This is a genomic window from Streptomyces justiciae, from assembly GCF_015163075.1.
GTDB classification, from domain to species: Bacteria; Actinomycetota; Actinomycetes; order Streptomycetales; family Streptomycetaceae; genus Streptomyces; species Streptomyces justiciae.
Genome location: NZ_JADDXU010000014.1, coordinates 156,746 through 171,154 on the forward strand (window position 1 = coordinate 156,746; position 14,409 = coordinate 171,154).

A 14,409-nucleotide genomic window follows, 5' to 3' on the forward strand; every position below is an offset into this window, starting at 1 on the left:
CCCGCCCGTCAGAGGGCGCAGTGATGCGGCTCACCCGACCCCTGGGGGCGGGCCCGGCGCACGTAAAGTCAGCCCATGACCTCTACCGACAGTGCTGCACAGACCCCCGCGAAGGCGCCCGCCAAGGACCCCTGGGACCTCCCCGACGTCTCCGGACTCGTCGTCGGCGTGCTCGGCGGGACCGGCCCCCAGGGCAAGGGCCTCGCCTACCGGCTCGCCAAGGCCGGCCAGAAGGTGATCATCGGCTCGCGGGCCGCCGACCGCGCCCAGGCCGCCGCCGACGAGCTCGGGCACGGGGTCGAGGGCGCCGACAACGCCGAGACCGCGCGGCGCAGCGACATCGTGATCGTCGCCGTGCCGTGGGACGGGCACGGCAAGACGCTGGAGTCGCTGCGCGAGGAACTCGCCGGGAAGCTGGTCGTCGACTGCGTCAACCCGCTCGGCTTCGACAAGAAGGGCGCCTACGCGCTGAAGCCGGAGGAGGGCAGCGCCGCCGAGCAGGCCGCCGCCCTGCTGCCCGACTCCCGGGTCGCCGCCGCCTTCCACCACCTGTCGGCCGTCCTGCTCCAGGACCCGGAGATCGACGAGATCGACACCGACGTGATGGTGCTGGGCGAGGAGCGCGCCGACGTCGAGATCGTCCAGGCCCTCGCCGGCCGCATCCCCGGTATGCGCGGTGTCTTCGCGGGCCGGCTGCGCAACGCCCACCAGGTCGAGTCGCTGGTCGCCAACCTGATCTCCGTGAACCGCCGCTACAAGGCGCACGCGGGACTGCGCGTCACGGACGTATGAGGGGATGGGGGACACTGGATGCCGTAGCGCAGCAGTGTCCCCCCGACAGGAGAACCGCCCTCATGCCCCGCCTCGCCCTCTACGCCCTCATCGTCTGCCTGCTCGCCATCGCCGCGGCGGTGGTGTCCTTCGCGCAGGGCAGCTGGCTGGGGATCGTGTGGGTGCTGATCGCGGGCCTGTCCAGCAACATGTGCTGGTACTACGTGAAGCGGGGCAAGGTCACTAACTGACACTGCAGTCGCTGCTCGTCTGCCAGAAGCGATAGAGGTCCTGACCGCAGTAGGTCTCGAAGTCGCTGATCCCGAGGCCCGCCAGGATCGAGTCGATCAGGTCGAAGAAGGCGTGGTTGACCGACGGCACCCACAGCAGCGCGAAGACGAACAGCAGGCCGAACGGCGCGAACGGCTCCACCTGGCGCTTGATCTTGTACGACAGCCAGGGCTCGATGACGCCGTAGCCGTCCAGGCCCGGGACCGGCAGGAAGTTCAGGATCGCCGCCGTCACCTGGAGCAGGGCGAGGAAGGCGAGCGCGAACCGGAAGTCGGTCGGCACGCCGTCCAGGGCCTCCAGCCAGAACGGGGCGGTGCACACGGCCGCGAACAGCACGTTGGTCAGCGGGCCGGCCGCCGAGATCAGACTGTGCTTCCAACGCCCCCGGATGCGCCCGCGCTCGATGAAGACCGCGCCACCCGGCAGACCGATCCCGCCCATGATCACGAAGAGGACGGGCAGGACGATGCTGAGCAGGGCGTGGGTGTACTTGAGCGGGTTGAGGGTCAGATAGCCCTTCGAGCCGACCGAGATGTCACCGCTGTGCAGGGCGGTACGCGCGTGTGCGTACTCGTGCAGACACAGGGAGACGATCCACGCGGCCGTCACGAACAGGAACACCGCCACCCCGGGCTGCTCCGCGAACCCGGTCCAGGTCGCCCACCCGGTCACCGCCGTCACGGCGAGGATCCCGACGAAGACGGGGCTGATCCGCCGGTCGCTGCGGCGGGCGGCAGTGGCTGTCATGGGGCTCCCCCGACTCTCGTACACGCTCTGGGACTGCCCGACCGTACCGGGCGTACGACGAAAACGTCTCGCGGTCGGTCATCGGTTCCGTAGAAGGTGGGGGACATGGAGTGGTGGCATGTGCGTGACGAGACGCCGGCCGCCCCCGACACGGCCCCCGCCCGCCCTCGTATCCCCGTGACCGGCCCCCGAACGACCAGAGACAATGGACCCCGTGCGCTATCGCATCCTCGGCACCACCCAGGCACTCCGTTCCGACGGCATCCCCCTTCCGGTCGGCGGGGCGCGGCTGCGTGCCCTGCTGACCGTGCTCGCGCTGCGGCCCGGCCGGACCGTGACCGTCGGGCTGCTGGTCGCCGAGGTGTGGGGCGGCGACCCGCCCGCCGACGCGCCCGCCGCGCTCCAGGCGCTGGTGGGGCGGTTGCGCAGGGCCCTCGGCGCGGACGCCGTCGCCTCCGTGGACGGCGGCTACCGACTCGTCGCCGCGCCCGACGACATCGACCTGCACCGCTTCGACCGGCTCACCGGCGAGGGCACCCGCGCGCTGGCCGACGGCGACGCGACCAAGGCGACCGGCGTCCTCGACGACGCCCTCGCCCTGTGGCGCGGCTCCGCCCTCGCCGACCTGCCCGACCGCACCGCCGAGTCGGCCCGCTGGGAGGCCCGGCGCCTGGACGCCCTGCGCGCCCGCCACACCGCCGCCCTGGCCCTCGGCCAAGCCGAACATTCCCTCCCCGAACTGACGGCCCTCTGCGACACCCACCCCCTCGACGAGCCCCTCCAGTCCCTCCGCCTACGCGCCCTACGCGACGCGGGCCGCACAGCAGAGGCGCTGGCCGCCTACGAGGAGGTACGCCACCTTTTGGCGGACCGCCTGGGAGCGGACCCGGGCCCGGAACTGCGGGCGTTGCACGGGGAGTTGCTGGCCAACGGGTCGGCGAGGACCGGGCCGGCCCTGGGGCGCGGCTCGGCCGCGGGGCGGGGGCCGTCGGCGGGGCGCGGCATGGCGGCGGGTGCCGGACCGACGGCGGGCTGGGGGCCGGTCGCAGACCGGGACTCGACGGCTGACCAGGTTCCGGCGGCGGGCGAGTGGCCCGCGGCAGCGCAGGGTCCGGCGGCGGTGCAGGGTGCGTCAGCAGGCCAGTGGCCCGGTGCGCCTCAGGACCCGGGCGTCTCGCCGGCGTCCGGCAGCTCGGCCGGCGGGCCCGCGCGCACCGCCGGAGGCCTGCCCACTCCCGGCAACCTCCGCGCCCGGCTCACCTCCTTCGTCGGGCGGGAAGGTGATATCGAGGCCATTCGGGGGGATCTCGCGGTGGCTCGGCTTGTCACGTTGCTCGGGCCCGGTGGGGCCGGGAAGACGCGGTTGTCGCAGGAGGCGGCCGAGACCGTGGGGGACGCCGCGCGGGACGGGGTGTGGCTGGTCGAGCTCGCTCCCGTCGACGACCCCGACGACGTGCCGGAGGCCGTGCTCACCGCCGTCGGCGCCCGCGAGACCGTGCTGTACGGGGCCGGCGCCGAGGCGATGCGGGCCGGGAACGAGCGGCACGACGACCCGGTCGAGCGGCTCGTCGAGCACTGCGGCAGGCGGCGGATGCTGCTGATCCTCGACAACTGCGAGCACGTCGTCGAGGCCGCCGCCCGGCTGACGGAGGCGCTCCTGGAGCGGTGCCCGCAGCTGACGGTGCTGGCCACCAGTCGTGAATCCCTCGGTGTACCGGGGGAGTTGCTGCGGCCGGTCGACCCGCTGCCCGAGCCCGTCGCGCTGCGGCTGCTCGCCGACCGCGGGGCCGCCGCCCGGCCGGGCTTCCGGGTCGAGGCCGACGAGGAGACCGCCGCGGCCTGCGCCGAGATCTGCCGGCGCCTCGACGGACTCCCGCTCGGCATCGAGCTCGCGGCTGCCCGGCTACGGATGCTGACGCCACGTCAGATCGCGGACCGGCTCGACGACCGGTTCCGGCTGCTCACCTCCGGCAGTCGCACCCTGCTGCCCCGCCAGCAGACGTTGCGGGCCGTCGTCGACTGGTCCTGGGATCTGCTGGACGAGGGCGAACGGGAAGTCCTGCGGCGGCTGTCGGTGTTCGCCGGCGGCTGCGACCTCGCCGCCGCCGAGGCCGTGTGCGGTCCGGCCGCGCTGGACGCGCTCGGCTCGCTCGTGGACAAGTCCCTTGTCGTGGCCGCCCCTTCGGACTGCGGGGAGATGCGCTACCGGCTCCTGGAGACCGTCGCCGAGTACGCGGGCGAGCGGCTCGACGAGAGCGGCCGGCGGGCCGAGGCCGGGCGCGCGCACCTCACGTACTACCGCGAACTCGCCCGCACCGTCGACCCGTTGCTGCGCGGTCCGGGCCAACTCGCCGCCATCGGAATGCTGGAGCGGGAGTACGAGAACCTGCGCACCGCCCTGCGGCTCGCCGTCGCCGAACGCGACGAGCAGGAGGGCCTCTGTCTGATCCTGTCGCTGGCCTGGTACTGGCAGATGCGCGATCTGAAGATCGAGGCCCGCAACTGGTCCCGGGAGGTCATGGACCTGGGCCCGGACCCGTTCCCGGAAACCGCCCGCCCCGCGCAACCGGTGTGGCAGCGCTGCACGGACACCCCGCCGCCCTGGACCGGAGAGGTCCTCGAAGAGGCCCGGCGCGGTCTGCATCTGGTCCATCTCGCCTGCATGGACACCGAGTTGGACGCCTGGCAGACCCCGGCGGCACAGACCAAACTGCGGTCCATCGCCCTGACCTACGAGCCGGGCATGCCGCAGACCTGCCGCATCCCCGGCTCCCTGTGGTTCTTCGCCGTCATGCTCACCGGGGACATGGAGCGGCTGCGGCTGGTCATCGACGAGACCGTCCGCACCTCCCGCGAGACACCCGGATACGACTGGGAGCTCGCCGCCAGCCTGCAGTGGCGGGCCAACGTGTTCGCCAACCGCGTCGACTGGGAGGGCGACGCCATCCGGGACGCCGACGAGTCGCTGGCGATCTACGAGCGCCTCGGTGACCTGTGGGGCACCGCCGAGGCGCTCTCCGCACGGGCCGAGTCCCATGAACGCAAGGGCCGTTGGGACAGGGCGGCGGCCGACTACGAGGCCGGCATCGACATCGCCGCCCGCCTCGGCGCCCGCGCCCAGCAGGCCGTGCTCAAGGCCCGGCTGGGCAGCACGCTGCTGGAGTCGGACCCCGAGCGGGGCGAGCGGCTGCTGCGCGAGGTGATCGCCACCGACGGCGGCGGCCACAACGACGCCATGCCCGCCGCCCGGCTCTTCCTCGCCGTCCGCCTCGCCCAGACCGGCCGGGTCACCGAGGCGCGCGAGCAAGTGCGGCTGCTGCGCGAGGACTTCGGCATCGCCCACTTCATCATCTTCGACGCCTACATCCTCGGCGTGGAGGCCCGCGTGGAGGCGGCGGACGGCTGCTTCGAAGCCTGCCTCGACAAGTCCCGCCAGGCGCTGCGCAAGGCCGAGGACCCGCTGTCCCAGGCCATCGCCCCGCACATGCGCGCCCAGTACCTGCACATCGCCGCGCTGGGCCTGGCCGGTGTCGACGGCCGCGCCGCGGACGGGGCCCGCTGCCTCGCGGCCGGCGACGCGCTGCTGCCGGACAGCCACGCGGCGACGACGTACGAACGCGAGACCCGCGGCCAGGCCGAGCGGGAGCTGCGTGCCCTGCTCGGCGAAGCGGCCTACGCCACGGCGTACGACGAGGGCGCCGGTCTCTCCCCCGGGGAGGCCGCCGCCCTCGTCTGAACCCTGATGCCGATCGATGTCAGCTCTTCGTACGGAACTTGTGGATCGCCACCGGCGCCATCACCGCGGTGATCGCCACCGACCAGCCGATCGTCACCCACAGGTCGTGGGCGACGGGACCGCCCACCATCAGTCCGCGCGCGGCGTCCGCCAGCGTGGACAGCGGGTTGTAGTCGGTGAAGGTCTGGAGCCAGCCCGGCATCGAGGTCGTCGGCGCGAAGATCGACGAGCCGAACTGGAGCGGGAACAGCACCAGGAAGCCCATCGCCTGCACGGACTGCGCGCTCTTCATGACCACGCCGAGCGTGAGGAACACCCACATGATCGACGAGGCGAACGCGGTGGCCAGCGCGACGGTCGCGAACAGCCCCGGCCAGTTGGTGATGTCGAAGCCGACGGCGACGGAGACGAGCATCAGCACGGTCGTCGCGAACAGCATCCGCATCAGCTCGACGGAGATCTTCGCGAACAGCACCGAGCCGCGCCCGATCGGCAGGGACCGGAACCGGTCCATGACACCGGAGTTGAAGTCCTGGCTGAACCCGGTGCCGACGCCCTGGGAGAGCGTCATGCTCATCATCGCGATCATGCCCGGGATGACGTACTGCACGTACTGGTCCTGACCGCCGCCCAGCGCCTGCCCGATCGAGCCGCCGAAGACGAACACGAACAGCAGGGTGAAGATGACCGGCATCAGCAGCGCGTCGGCCATCGACTCGGGGTCCTGACGGATCCACAGCAGGTTGCGGCGGATCAGGGCACCGGTGTGCCGCAGATGCCCGCGCAGCGGGATACGGACGTCGTCGACGGACTTGGCGGCGCTGTCGGCGGTAAGGGTGGCGGCGCTCATACGGCGACCTCCTCGCGGGTCTCGGTGGGCACGGTGTCCTGCGGGGCACTGGCGCGATGGCCGGTGAGGGACAGGAACACCTCGTCCAGGCTGGGCAGTTCGGTGGTGATGCTGGAGACCGTGATGCCGCGCGCGGTGACCGCGCCGACCACGGCGGTGAGCTGCTCGTCGCTGAGGATCGGCACCAGCAGGGAGCCGGACTCCGGGTCGACGACGGTGGTGGCCAGGCCGGTGATGCCGAGGCCGTCGAGGTGACCGGCGAGCGGGCGCAGGTGCAGCGGATCGGCGGGGCGCACCCGCAGGGTCCGGCCGCCGACCTTCGCCTTCAGCTCCTCGATGCCGCCTCCCGCGATGACCTTGCCCCGGTCCACGACGGTCAGCTCGGAGGCGAGCTGCTCGGCCTCCTCCATGTACTGGGTGGTGAGCAGGACGGTGACCCCGTCGCCGACCATCCGCTTGACCTCGTCCCACACCTCGTTGCGGGTGCGCGGGTCGAGGCCGGTGGTCGGCTCGTCCAGGAAGAGCACCGCCGGGTGCCCGATCATGGAGGCGGCCAGGTCGAGGCGGCGGCGCATACCGCCGGAGTAGGTGCTCGCCGGGCGCTTGGCGGCCTCGGTGAGCGAGAACCGCTCCAGCAGCTCGTCGGCGCGGCGGCGGGCCTCTTTGCGGGGCAGATCCAGCAGCCGGCCGATCATGTAGAGGTTCTCCCAGCCGGGGAGCTTCTCGTCGACGGAGGCGTACTGCCCGGTGAGGCCGATCACCCGGCGCAGCTGCCGAGGCTGCCGGACGACGTCGTACCCGGCGACCGTCGCGAGGCCGGAGTCGGGGGCGAGAAGGGTGGAGAGGATGCGTACGAGGGTGGTCTTGCCGGCGCCGTTCGGCCCGAGCACACCCATCACGGTGCCCTCGCGCACATCCAGGTCGACGCCGTCCAGCGCCTTGGTCTCGCCGTAGTGCTTGACCAGTCCCCGCACGGACACGGCGATGTCGGCGCCGCTGCGGTTGTTGTCGATTCGCGTCATGCCGAGAACGGTGCCAGGGCCCACCGACAAACGACCTACAGGCCACCGACAGCCACCTACAGGCTGCCTACAAAGCCAGCAGCCCGCCGATGGGGGAAGTCGGCGGGCTGCTTCTGTACCACTGTGGCTTCTAGTGCACGGAGTGCTCTTCCTGCGGGAACGTCCCGCCGACCACGTCCTCCGCGAACGCCTTCACCGCGTCGCCCATGACCGTGCGCAGGTCGGCGTACTGCTTGACGAACTTCGGGACCCGCCCGCCGGTCAGACCGAGCATGTCGGTCCACACCAGCACCTGCGCGTCCGTCTCCGCGCCCGCGCCGATGCCGACCGTCGGGATGTGCAGCGTGCGCGTGACCTCGGCCGCGAGCTCCGCCGGGACCAGCTCCAGGACGACCGCGAAGGCGCCGGCGTCCTGCACGGCCTTCGCGTCGCGCAGCAGCTGCGCCGCCGCCTCCTCGCCGCGGCCCTGGACGCGGTAGCCCATGGCGTTGACGGACTGCGGGGTGAGGCCGATGTGGGCCATCACCGGGATGCCGGACTCGACGAGGAGCCGGATCTGGTCGTACGACCGCTCACCGCCCTCCAGCTTGACCGCCCCGACCCCGGCCTCCTTGACCAGCCGGGTCGCCGAGCGCAGCGCCTGCACCGGACCCTCCTGGTAGGAGCCGAAGGGCAGGTCGCCGACGATGAGCGCGCGGGACGTACCGCGGACGACGGCGGCCGAGAGCATGGTCATCTCGTCGAGGGTGACCGGCACGGTCGACTCGTACCCGAGCGCGACGTTGCCCGCGGAGTCCCCGACGAGCAGGACCGGGATGCCGGCCTCGTCGAAGACCGCCGCGGTCCCCGAGTCGTAGGCGGTGAGCATGGGCCACTTCTCGCCGCGTTCCTTGGCGAGGGCGATGTCGCGGACGGTGATGCGGCGGGTGCCCTTCCCCCCGTACAGCGCTTTGCTGCCGTCGGTGGGCCTGGTCTGGGCAGCCGAAAGCTGCGTCATGGCAACGGCTCCTTCAGTCATCTCGAGGCGCCCTGACGGCGTCCCCGGATCACCTCCATGGTGGCACCTCGTGTCACGCGCGGCCAGACCGGGTGACGGGACATGGGTCACGCGTCGAGCGGGGTACGTCCGTCTCCCTAGGTTCGTTCTTAAGGTCTCCGTAAAGAATTCCGATACGAGACGGTGCCGTATCGAAATAGGTCTAGGCTCGGCCGTATGACTTCTCCTGCCGACCCCGCCGTCGCCGGCCCCCGCATACCCGAGGCCGTGCACCGGCGCCGCTGGGCGATCCTCGGCGTGCTGATGCTGAGCCTGCTGATCGTGGTGCTCGACAACTCGATCCTGAACGTCGCGATCAAGACGATCTCGACCCCCGCCCCGACCGGCCTGGGCGCCACCCAGAGCGAGCTGGAATGGGCGATCAACGCCTACACCCTCGTCTTCGCGGGCCTGCTGTTCAGCGCCGGGCTCCTCGGTGACCGGCTGGGCCGCAAGCGGGTGCTGCTCGGCGGGCTCGCCGTGTTCGGCATCGGCTCCGCCCTCGCCGCCTCCTCCGGGTCGCCGGAGCAGCTCATCGCGTTCCGCGCGCTGATGGGGCTCGGCGCCGCGTTCGTGATGCCCGCCACCCTCGCCGTCCTCATGAACGTCTTCGAGCGCGACGAGCAGCCCAAGGCCATCGGCATCTGGGCCGGCGGCGTCGGTCTCGCGATCGCCATCGGGCCGATCACCGGCGGTGTGCTCCTCGACCACTTCTGGTGGGGCTCGGTCTTCCTCATCAACGTGCCGATCGTGGTGCTGGCCCTCGCGCTGATGCTGTGGCTGGTGCCGGACTCCCGCGACCCGAACCCCGGCCGCATCGACCCCGTGGGCGTCGTCCTGTCGGTCGTCGGCCTGGTCCTGCTCGTCTACGGCATCATCAAGGGCGGCCAGCTCGCCGACTTCACGGACCCGAAGGTGCTGTCGACCATCGGCGCCGGTCTCGTCGTGCTCGCCGCGTTCGTGGTGTTCGAGAAGCGCAGCGACCACCCGTCCATCGACGTCACGTACTTCAAGAACAAGGTCTTCTCGGCCGCGATCGCCGCTCTCGCGCTGGTCTTCTTCGCGCTGATGGGCGTGACCTTCTTCTCGGTCTTCTACACCCAGAGCGTGCGCGGGTACTCGCCGCTCCAGACCGGTCTGCTGATGCTGCCGCTGGCCGCCGCCCAGCTGATCTTCGCGCCGCGCGCCCGGCTGGTCGTCAACCGCTTCGGCAACAAGGCCACCACCACCGGCGGCCTGCTGATCCTCGCCGCGACGCTGGCCGCCTTCGCCGCGCTGGAGTCGGACACGCCGGTCTGGGCCCTGGAGGTGATGTTCTTCCTCATGGGCGCCGGGATGGCGCACGTCATGACCCCGGTCAGCGTCGTCATCATGCAGGCCCTGCCGCGCGAGAAGGCCGGTTCCGCGTCCGCGCTGAGCAACACCTTCCGGCAGGTCGGCGGCGCCCTCGGCATCGCCGTCCTCGGCTCGGTCCTCTCCACGGCCTACCGCAACGGCATCGAGGACAAGCTCGGCGTGCTCCCGGCAGGCGCCCGCCACACCGCGGGCGAGTCCATCGAGGCCACCCTCGGCGTCGCCGAGAAGCTCGGCCCCCAGGGCAAGGCGCTCATCGCCCCGGCCCACGACGCCTTCCTGCACGCCATGCACATCACCGCACTGTGGGGCGCGGGCGTCGCGGTGGTCGGCGCGGTCGTGGTCGCCGTGTTCCTGCCGGGCAAGCCGCCGGCCGACGAGAAGGACGAGCAGGGGCGGGAGTTGGTGACGGCGGCGGAGTAGCCGGGGGGCGACGCCAGGGGGGAGAGAATCACCTCGGACCACAGAAGGGACGCAGCGACGTGACCAGCCTCGCCGAAGCCGGAGGCACCCCCCGCCCCACCACCCCCGCCCGCGGGCGCCCCCGCAGCGAAGCCGTCGAGCGGGCCATCGTCGAAGGGGTGATGAAGCTGCTGGAGGACGGGGTCCCGCTCGCGGAGCTGTCCATCGAGCGGATCGCCCGTACCGCCGGTGTCGGCAAGGCCGCCATCTACCGGCGGTGGAGCGGCAAGGAGGAGCTGTTCGTCGACGTCGTGCGGACCGCCGAGCCGCCGGACCCGCCGCTGCCCGGCACCTCCATGCGCGACGACCTCGTCGTCCTGCTGGAGTCGCTGCGGCAGCGCGGGCTGCTCAACCGGTCCTCGGCGATCCTGCACAACGTCTACGCGCAGATGAAGCAGAGCCCGAAGATCTGGGCCTCCTACCACGAGGCCGTCATCGCCCCCCGGCGCCGCGTCGGCCTCGACGTCCTGCGCCGCGGCCGGGAGAACGGCGAACTCCGCGCCGACCTCGACCTGGAATTCGTCAACGACCTGTTCGTCGGCCCGATGCTGGTGCGCGCCATCATGCGCCCGGACGCCGACCTGCCCGAGGGGCTCTCCGAGCAGATGGTCGACGCTCTCCTGGAAGGCCTACGGCCCGTCAGCTCATCGACCGTCAGTTCGCCGACCTCGTAACCCCGATGTGCGCGTTTCGTCACAGACGGCGCTTTCCCCGGCCGTGTCCGGAACTCCGAACGGCGACTTGTACGTCCTCGTGCGGGTACGGCCGTCATGGGACGGCAGGATCGGAACCGATCATCCCCTAGGGTCTTGAGTTACGTCGGGGGACGGACGGATGCACGGCAGGCAGTGAGGCGACGCGGTATGGCGCAGCAGGCGTACATGGAGGAGACGGACAACGGCGGCTCGGGGCCCGAGCGCCGGGACTCCAGGTTCCGACGCCTGCTGGACAGACTGACCGGCCCCTGGCGCGGTGACCCGCGGATCTGGCGGCGCGGCCTCGTCCTCGCCGCCCTGGCCCTGGTCCTCGCGCTGATCATGCTGATGCACTCCCGCATCCCGAACCGCATCGGCAACTTCGGCAGCCTCACCGAGACCTTCCTGCCCTGGCTGGGCCTCGCCATCCCGGTGCTGCTGGTCCTCGGCTTCGTACGGAAGTCGGCGACCGCCCTGATCGCGGTGATCCTCCCGGCCGTCGTCTGGCTCAACCTCTTCGGCGGGCTGCTCACCGACAAGGCCGGCGCCGGCGGCGACCTCACGGTGGCCACGCACAACGTCAACGCCGACAACCCCGACCCGTCCGACACCGCCCGTGACGTGGCGGCCTCCGGCGCGGACGTCGTCGCCCTGGAGGAGCTGACCTCCGCGGCGGTGCCGACGTACGAGAAGGCGCTGGCGGGGACGTACAAGTACCACTCGGTGCAGGGCACCGTCGGGCTGTGGAGCAAGTACCCGCTGAGCGGGGTCAAGCCCGTCGACATCAAGCTGGGCTGGACCCGCGCCATGCGGGCCACCGTGACCACGCCCGAGGGGCAGGTCGCGTTCTACGTCGCCCACCTGCCCTCGGTCCGCGTGAAGATGGAGGCCGGTTTCACCGCCCGGCAGCGCGACAAGAGCGCCGACGCGCTGGGCGAGGCGATCGCCGATGAGCCGCTGGAGCGGGTCGTGCTGCTGGGCGACCTCAACGGCACCATGAACGACCGCGCCCTCAACGCCGTCACCTCCCAGCTGCGCTCCACGCAGGGCGCGGCCGGCAGCGGGTTCGGGTTCAGCTGGCCGGCCTCGTTCCCGATGGCGCGGATCGACCAGATCCTGGTCAAGGGCGTCGAGCCGGAGAGCTCGTGGACCCTGCCGGAGACGGGCAGCGACCACCTCCCCGTGGCCGCCAGCCTGATGGTGGACACCTCGTCGTAACCGTCTGGAATACTGGGCCTGCAAGGCTTTGTTCCGTTGGTGAACATAAGCACCCCGGAACAACCCCGAAAGGCCCTTCATGCCCCTCGCCCTGCTCGCCCTCGCCGTGGGCGCATTCGGCATCGGCACCACCGAGTTCGTCATGATGGGCCTGCTGCCCGAGGTCGCGGACGACCTGAACATCTCCATCCCGACCGCCGGCCACCTCGTCTCGGCGTACGCGCTCGGCGTCGTCATCGGCGCCCCACTGCTCGCCGCCGCCACCGCGCGCATGTCCCGCCGTACGGTCCTCATCGCGCTGATGGCGCTGTTCGTGGCCGGCAACGCGGCCTCCGCCTTCGCGCCCGACCACCACTGGCTGCTGGCCGCCCGCTTCCTCAGCGGCCTGCCGCACGGCGCCTTCTTCGGCGTCGGCGCGGTCGTCGCCACCACCATGGTCGCGCCCGAGCGCAAGGCCCGGTCGGTGTCGCTGATGTTCCTCGGGCTCACCGTCGCCAACATCGCGGGCGTGCCGGTCGCCACGCTCATGGGCCAGCACCTCGGCTGGCGGGCCACCTTCCTCGGCGTGAGCGCCATCGGCCTCGCCGCGATCGCGGCCCTGGCCGCGCTGATCCCGCACGACCGGGTGGCACCGGCGCACGGCGGCCTGCGCGGCGAGCTCGCGGCCCTGAAGTCCCTCCCCGTCTGGCTGGCCCTCGGCACGACCGTCGCCGGCTTCGGCGCGCTCTTCGCCGCGTACAGCTACATCACGCCGATGCTCACCGACTCCGCCGGGTACGCCGACGCCAGCGTCACGCTGCTGCTCGCGCTGTTCGGCGTGGGCGCGACGGTCGGCAACCTCGTCGGCGGCCGGCTGGCCGACCACGCGATGCGGGCGACGCTGTTCGGCGGCCTGGTCTCGCTGGTCGTGGTCCTCGGCGCGTTCCCGCTGCTGATGAGCACGCCGGTGAGCGCGGCCGTGGCGGTCGTCCTGCTCGGCGTCGCCGCCTTCGTCACCGGCTCGCCGCTCCAGCTGATGGTCATGGAGAAGGCCTCCTCGGCCCCCTCGCTGGCCTCCTCCGCCAACCAGGCCGCCTTCAACCTGGCGAACGCCGGGGGAGCGTGGATCGGCGGCCTGGCGCTGGCCGCGGGCTTCGGCGCCACCTCCCCGGCCCTGGCGGGTGCGGCGCTCGCCGTCCTGGGCCTCGGCGTGGCGGGCACGGCGGCGGTGGTGGACCGGCGGCGCGCGACCGTACCGGTGTCCGCACGAGAACGCGTCATCGCCTCGCACGTACCCGAGGCCCTGGACGTGAGCCTCACCCGCTGAGGCTTGGCGTTGCCAACGGCGGCTCAGCAGTCGTAGCGGTACGCGTACGGCGTGTCCGGGCAGTGGCGGCAGACGAAGAAGTAGATGCCGCCCAGGTCGCCCATGTCCATCCCGTGCCCGATCCCGTCCTCGACGGCAGGGTCGGCCTCGGTCAGCCACACCGGCCGGTCGCCGCCGGCGGCATGGTCGTCGTACGGCAGCCATCGGCCGTGGGCCGGTTCCGTCGCCGTGATGCTCAGCAGATGCTCCATCCGCCGCCCGCACGCGCAGTCCGGCCAGTCGGGCGGCTGGGTCCAGCCCGGGTAGCCGCCGACCTTGCTCTGGATGGTGGTGGCCACGTCGTAGTACGAGTGGCCGGTCGCGGCCTCGATCTCCTCGAACCGCTCGCCCAGGGTGCCGGAGAGGCCCTCGGGCATGTCCCAGTTCGGGTACTCCAGCGCCGGCGTGGGGGAGACCGTGCAGGGGCGGGGGAGGAAGTCCTCGTCGTACGCGGACGGGCGGGGCGGGTCGGCGAGCAGGCCGGTCGCGCTCACGTCGGCCGCGTCCCGCCAGTACAGCCGAGGCAGCGCGACCCATTCGTCACGGTCGTCGTGGAGGCAAGGGCACCAGACGATCTGGAGCAGGTCGGTGCCCGCGGGGAAGAGCAGCTCGGGGACGTCCCGGGCGAACAGCTGCACGACCGGCACCATGGCGTCGTGCCCCGCGCCGGGGCACACCGGCCAGGGCTCGTCGGCGGGCCACAGCAGCGGACCGCCGACGGAGCTGTCCCGTACGCCGGGACTGCCCGCGCGCGGGTAGAGCAGCGTCGTGGTCCGGGCGTGCCCCGCCAGCTCGGGTATCAGCTCCTCCACGGCGAACGGGCACGGCGGAATGCTGCGGACCATGGCGTACTCCTGGCGGGACGGCGGTGGTTGCGGCCGAG

General features: G+C 72.0%; 12 protein-coding genes. 7 read left to right on the top strand and 5 right to left on the bottom strand.

The window, feature by feature from the left end:
- The first annotated feature begins 75 nt into the window (after window positions 1-75).
- Window positions 76-792, top strand: coding sequence for an NADPH-dependent F420 reductase (gene npdG, locus IQ210_RS33085; RefSeq protein WP_194082862.1), 717 nt, complete (start codon window positions 76-78; stop codon window positions 790-792).
- Window positions 793-854: 62 nt separating this feature from the next.
- The gene (locus IQ210_RS33090; protein WP_194082863.1) at window positions 855-1,022 is read left to right on the top strand and encodes a hypothetical protein; all 168 of its coding nucleotides are present in this window, start codon (window positions 855-857) and stop codon (window positions 1,020-1,022) included.
- Here IQ210_RS33090 and IQ210_RS33095 read toward each other — a convergent pair.
- The gene (locus IQ210_RS33095) at window positions 1,015-1,809 is read right to left on the bottom strand and encodes a site-2 protease family protein (protein ID WP_194082864.1); all 795 of its coding nucleotides are present in this window, start codon (window positions 1,807-1,809) and stop codon (window positions 1,015-1,017) included. The genes IQ210_RS33090 and IQ210_RS33095 overlap by 8 nt on opposite strands.
- 205 nt (window positions 1,810-2,014) lie before the next feature.
- Here IQ210_RS33095 and IQ210_RS33100 point away from each other — a divergent pair, with 205 nt between their 5' ends.
- Window positions 2,015-5,545: an AfsR/SARP family transcriptional regulator gene (locus tag IQ210_RS33100; RefSeq protein WP_194082865.1), complete on the top strand. Its 3,531-nt coding sequence runs from the start codon at window positions 2,015-2,017 to the stop codon at window positions 5,543-5,545.
- 19 nt (window positions 5,546-5,564) lie between these two features.
- Here the strand turns inward: IQ210_RS33100 and IQ210_RS33105 are convergent, their stop codons facing one another.
- The 3 genes from IQ210_RS33105 to panB form a co-directional block, all read right to left on the bottom strand.
- The gene (locus IQ210_RS33105; RefSeq protein ID WP_097263251.1) at window positions 5,565-6,395 is read right to left on the bottom strand and encodes an ABC transporter permease; all 831 of its coding nucleotides are present in this window, start codon (window positions 6,393-6,395) and stop codon (window positions 5,565-5,567) included.
- Window positions 6,392-7,417, bottom strand: coding sequence for an ATP-binding cassette domain-containing protein (locus IQ210_RS33110; RefSeq protein ID WP_194082866.1), 1,026 nt, complete (start codon window positions 7,415-7,417; stop codon window positions 6,392-6,394). Before IQ210_RS33110 ends, IQ210_RS33105 begins: the two co-directional genes overlap by 4 nt.
- A 130-nt stretch (window positions 7,418-7,547) precedes the next feature.
- A complete protein-coding gene (gene panB, locus IQ210_RS33115; RefSeq protein WP_194082867.1) occupies window positions 7,548-8,414 on the bottom strand; it encodes a 3-methyl-2-oxobutanoate hydroxymethyltransferase in 867 nt (288 codons plus the stop codon).
- 216 nt (window positions 8,415-8,630) lie between these two features.
- Here panB and IQ210_RS33120 point away from each other — a divergent pair, with 216 nt between their 5' ends.
- The 4 genes from IQ210_RS33120 (at window position 8,631) to IQ210_RS33135 (ending at window position 13,487) form a co-directional block, all read left to right on the top strand.
- Window positions 8,631-10,229 carry an MFS transporter gene (locus tag IQ210_RS33120; RefSeq protein WP_194082868.1) on the top strand — a complete coding sequence of 533 codons (1,599 nt, stop codon included), beginning with the start codon at window positions 8,631-8,633 and terminating at the stop codon, window positions 10,227-10,229.
- Between the two features lie 59 nt (window positions 10,230-10,288).
- Complete coding sequence (locus tag IQ210_RS33125) at window positions 10,289-10,942, top strand: TetR/AcrR family transcriptional regulator (protein WP_322657239.1); 654 nt, start codon at window positions 10,289-10,291, stop codon at window positions 10,940-10,942.
- A 189-nt stretch (window positions 10,943-11,131) separates the two neighbouring features.
- The gene (locus IQ210_RS33130; RefSeq protein WP_194082869.1) at window positions 11,132-12,181 is read left to right on the top strand and encodes an endonuclease/exonuclease/phosphatase family protein; all 1,050 of its coding nucleotides are present in this window, start codon (window positions 11,132-11,134) and stop codon (window positions 12,179-12,181) included.
- Window positions 12,182-12,260: 79 nt separating this feature from the next.
- Complete coding sequence (locus IQ210_RS33135; RefSeq protein WP_194082870.1) at window positions 12,261-13,487, top strand: MFS transporter; 1,227 nt, start codon at window positions 12,261-12,263, stop codon at window positions 13,485-13,487.
- Between the two features lie 23 nt (window positions 13,488-13,510).
- Here IQ210_RS33135 and IQ210_RS33140 read toward each other — a convergent pair whose 3' ends face one another.
- Entirely contained in the window at window positions 13,511-14,371 is an 861-nt protein-coding gene (locus IQ210_RS33140; RefSeq protein ID WP_228048807.1) for a hypothetical protein, read from the bottom strand.
- Window positions 14,372-14,409: the final 38 nt, after the last annotated feature.

What these genes read in the sequence shown, in the direction of transcription:
- npdG (WP_194082862.1), top strand. Translation starts at nt 76, where the DNA reads ATGACCTCTACCGACAGTGCTGCACAGACCCCCGCGAAGGCGCCCGCC.
- IQ210_RS33090 (WP_194082863.1), top strand. Translation starts at nt 855, where the DNA reads ATGCCCCGCCTCGCCCTCTACGCCCTCATCGTCTGCCTGCTCGCCATC.
- IQ210_RS33095 (WP_194082864.1), bottom strand. Translation starts at nt 1,809, where the DNA reads ATGACAGCCACTGCCGCCCGCCGCAGCGACCGGCGGATCAGCCCCGTC.
- IQ210_RS33100 (WP_194082865.1), top strand. Translation starts at nt 2,015, where the DNA reads ATGGACCCCGTGCGCTATCGCATCCTCGGCACCACCCAGGCACTCCGT.
- IQ210_RS33105 (WP_097263251.1), bottom strand. Translation starts at nt 6,395, where the DNA reads ATGAGCGCCGCCACCCTTACCGCCGACAGCGCCGCCAAGTCCGTCGAC.
- IQ210_RS33110 (WP_194082866.1), bottom strand. Translation starts at nt 7,417, where the DNA reads ATGACGCGAATCGACAACAACCGCAGCGGCGCCGACATCGCCGTGTCC.
- panB (WP_194082867.1), bottom strand. Translation starts at nt 8,414, where the DNA reads ATGACGCAGCTTTCGGCTGCCCAGACCAGGCCCACCGACGGCAGCAAA.
- IQ210_RS33120 (WP_194082868.1), top strand. Translation starts at nt 8,631, where the DNA reads ATGACTTCTCCTGCCGACCCCGCCGTCGCCGGCCCCCGCATACCCGAG.
- IQ210_RS33130 (WP_194082869.1), top strand. Translation starts at nt 11,132, where the DNA reads ATGGCGCAGCAGGCGTACATGGAGGAGACGGACAACGGCGGCTCGGGG.
- IQ210_RS33135 (WP_194082870.1), top strand. Translation starts at nt 12,261, where the DNA reads ATGCCCCTCGCCCTGCTCGCCCTCGCCGTGGGCGCATTCGGCATCGGC.
- IQ210_RS33140 (WP_228048807.1), bottom strand. Translation starts at nt 14,371, where the DNA reads ATGGTCCGCAGCATTCCGCCGTGCCCGTTCGCCGTGGAGGAGCTGATA.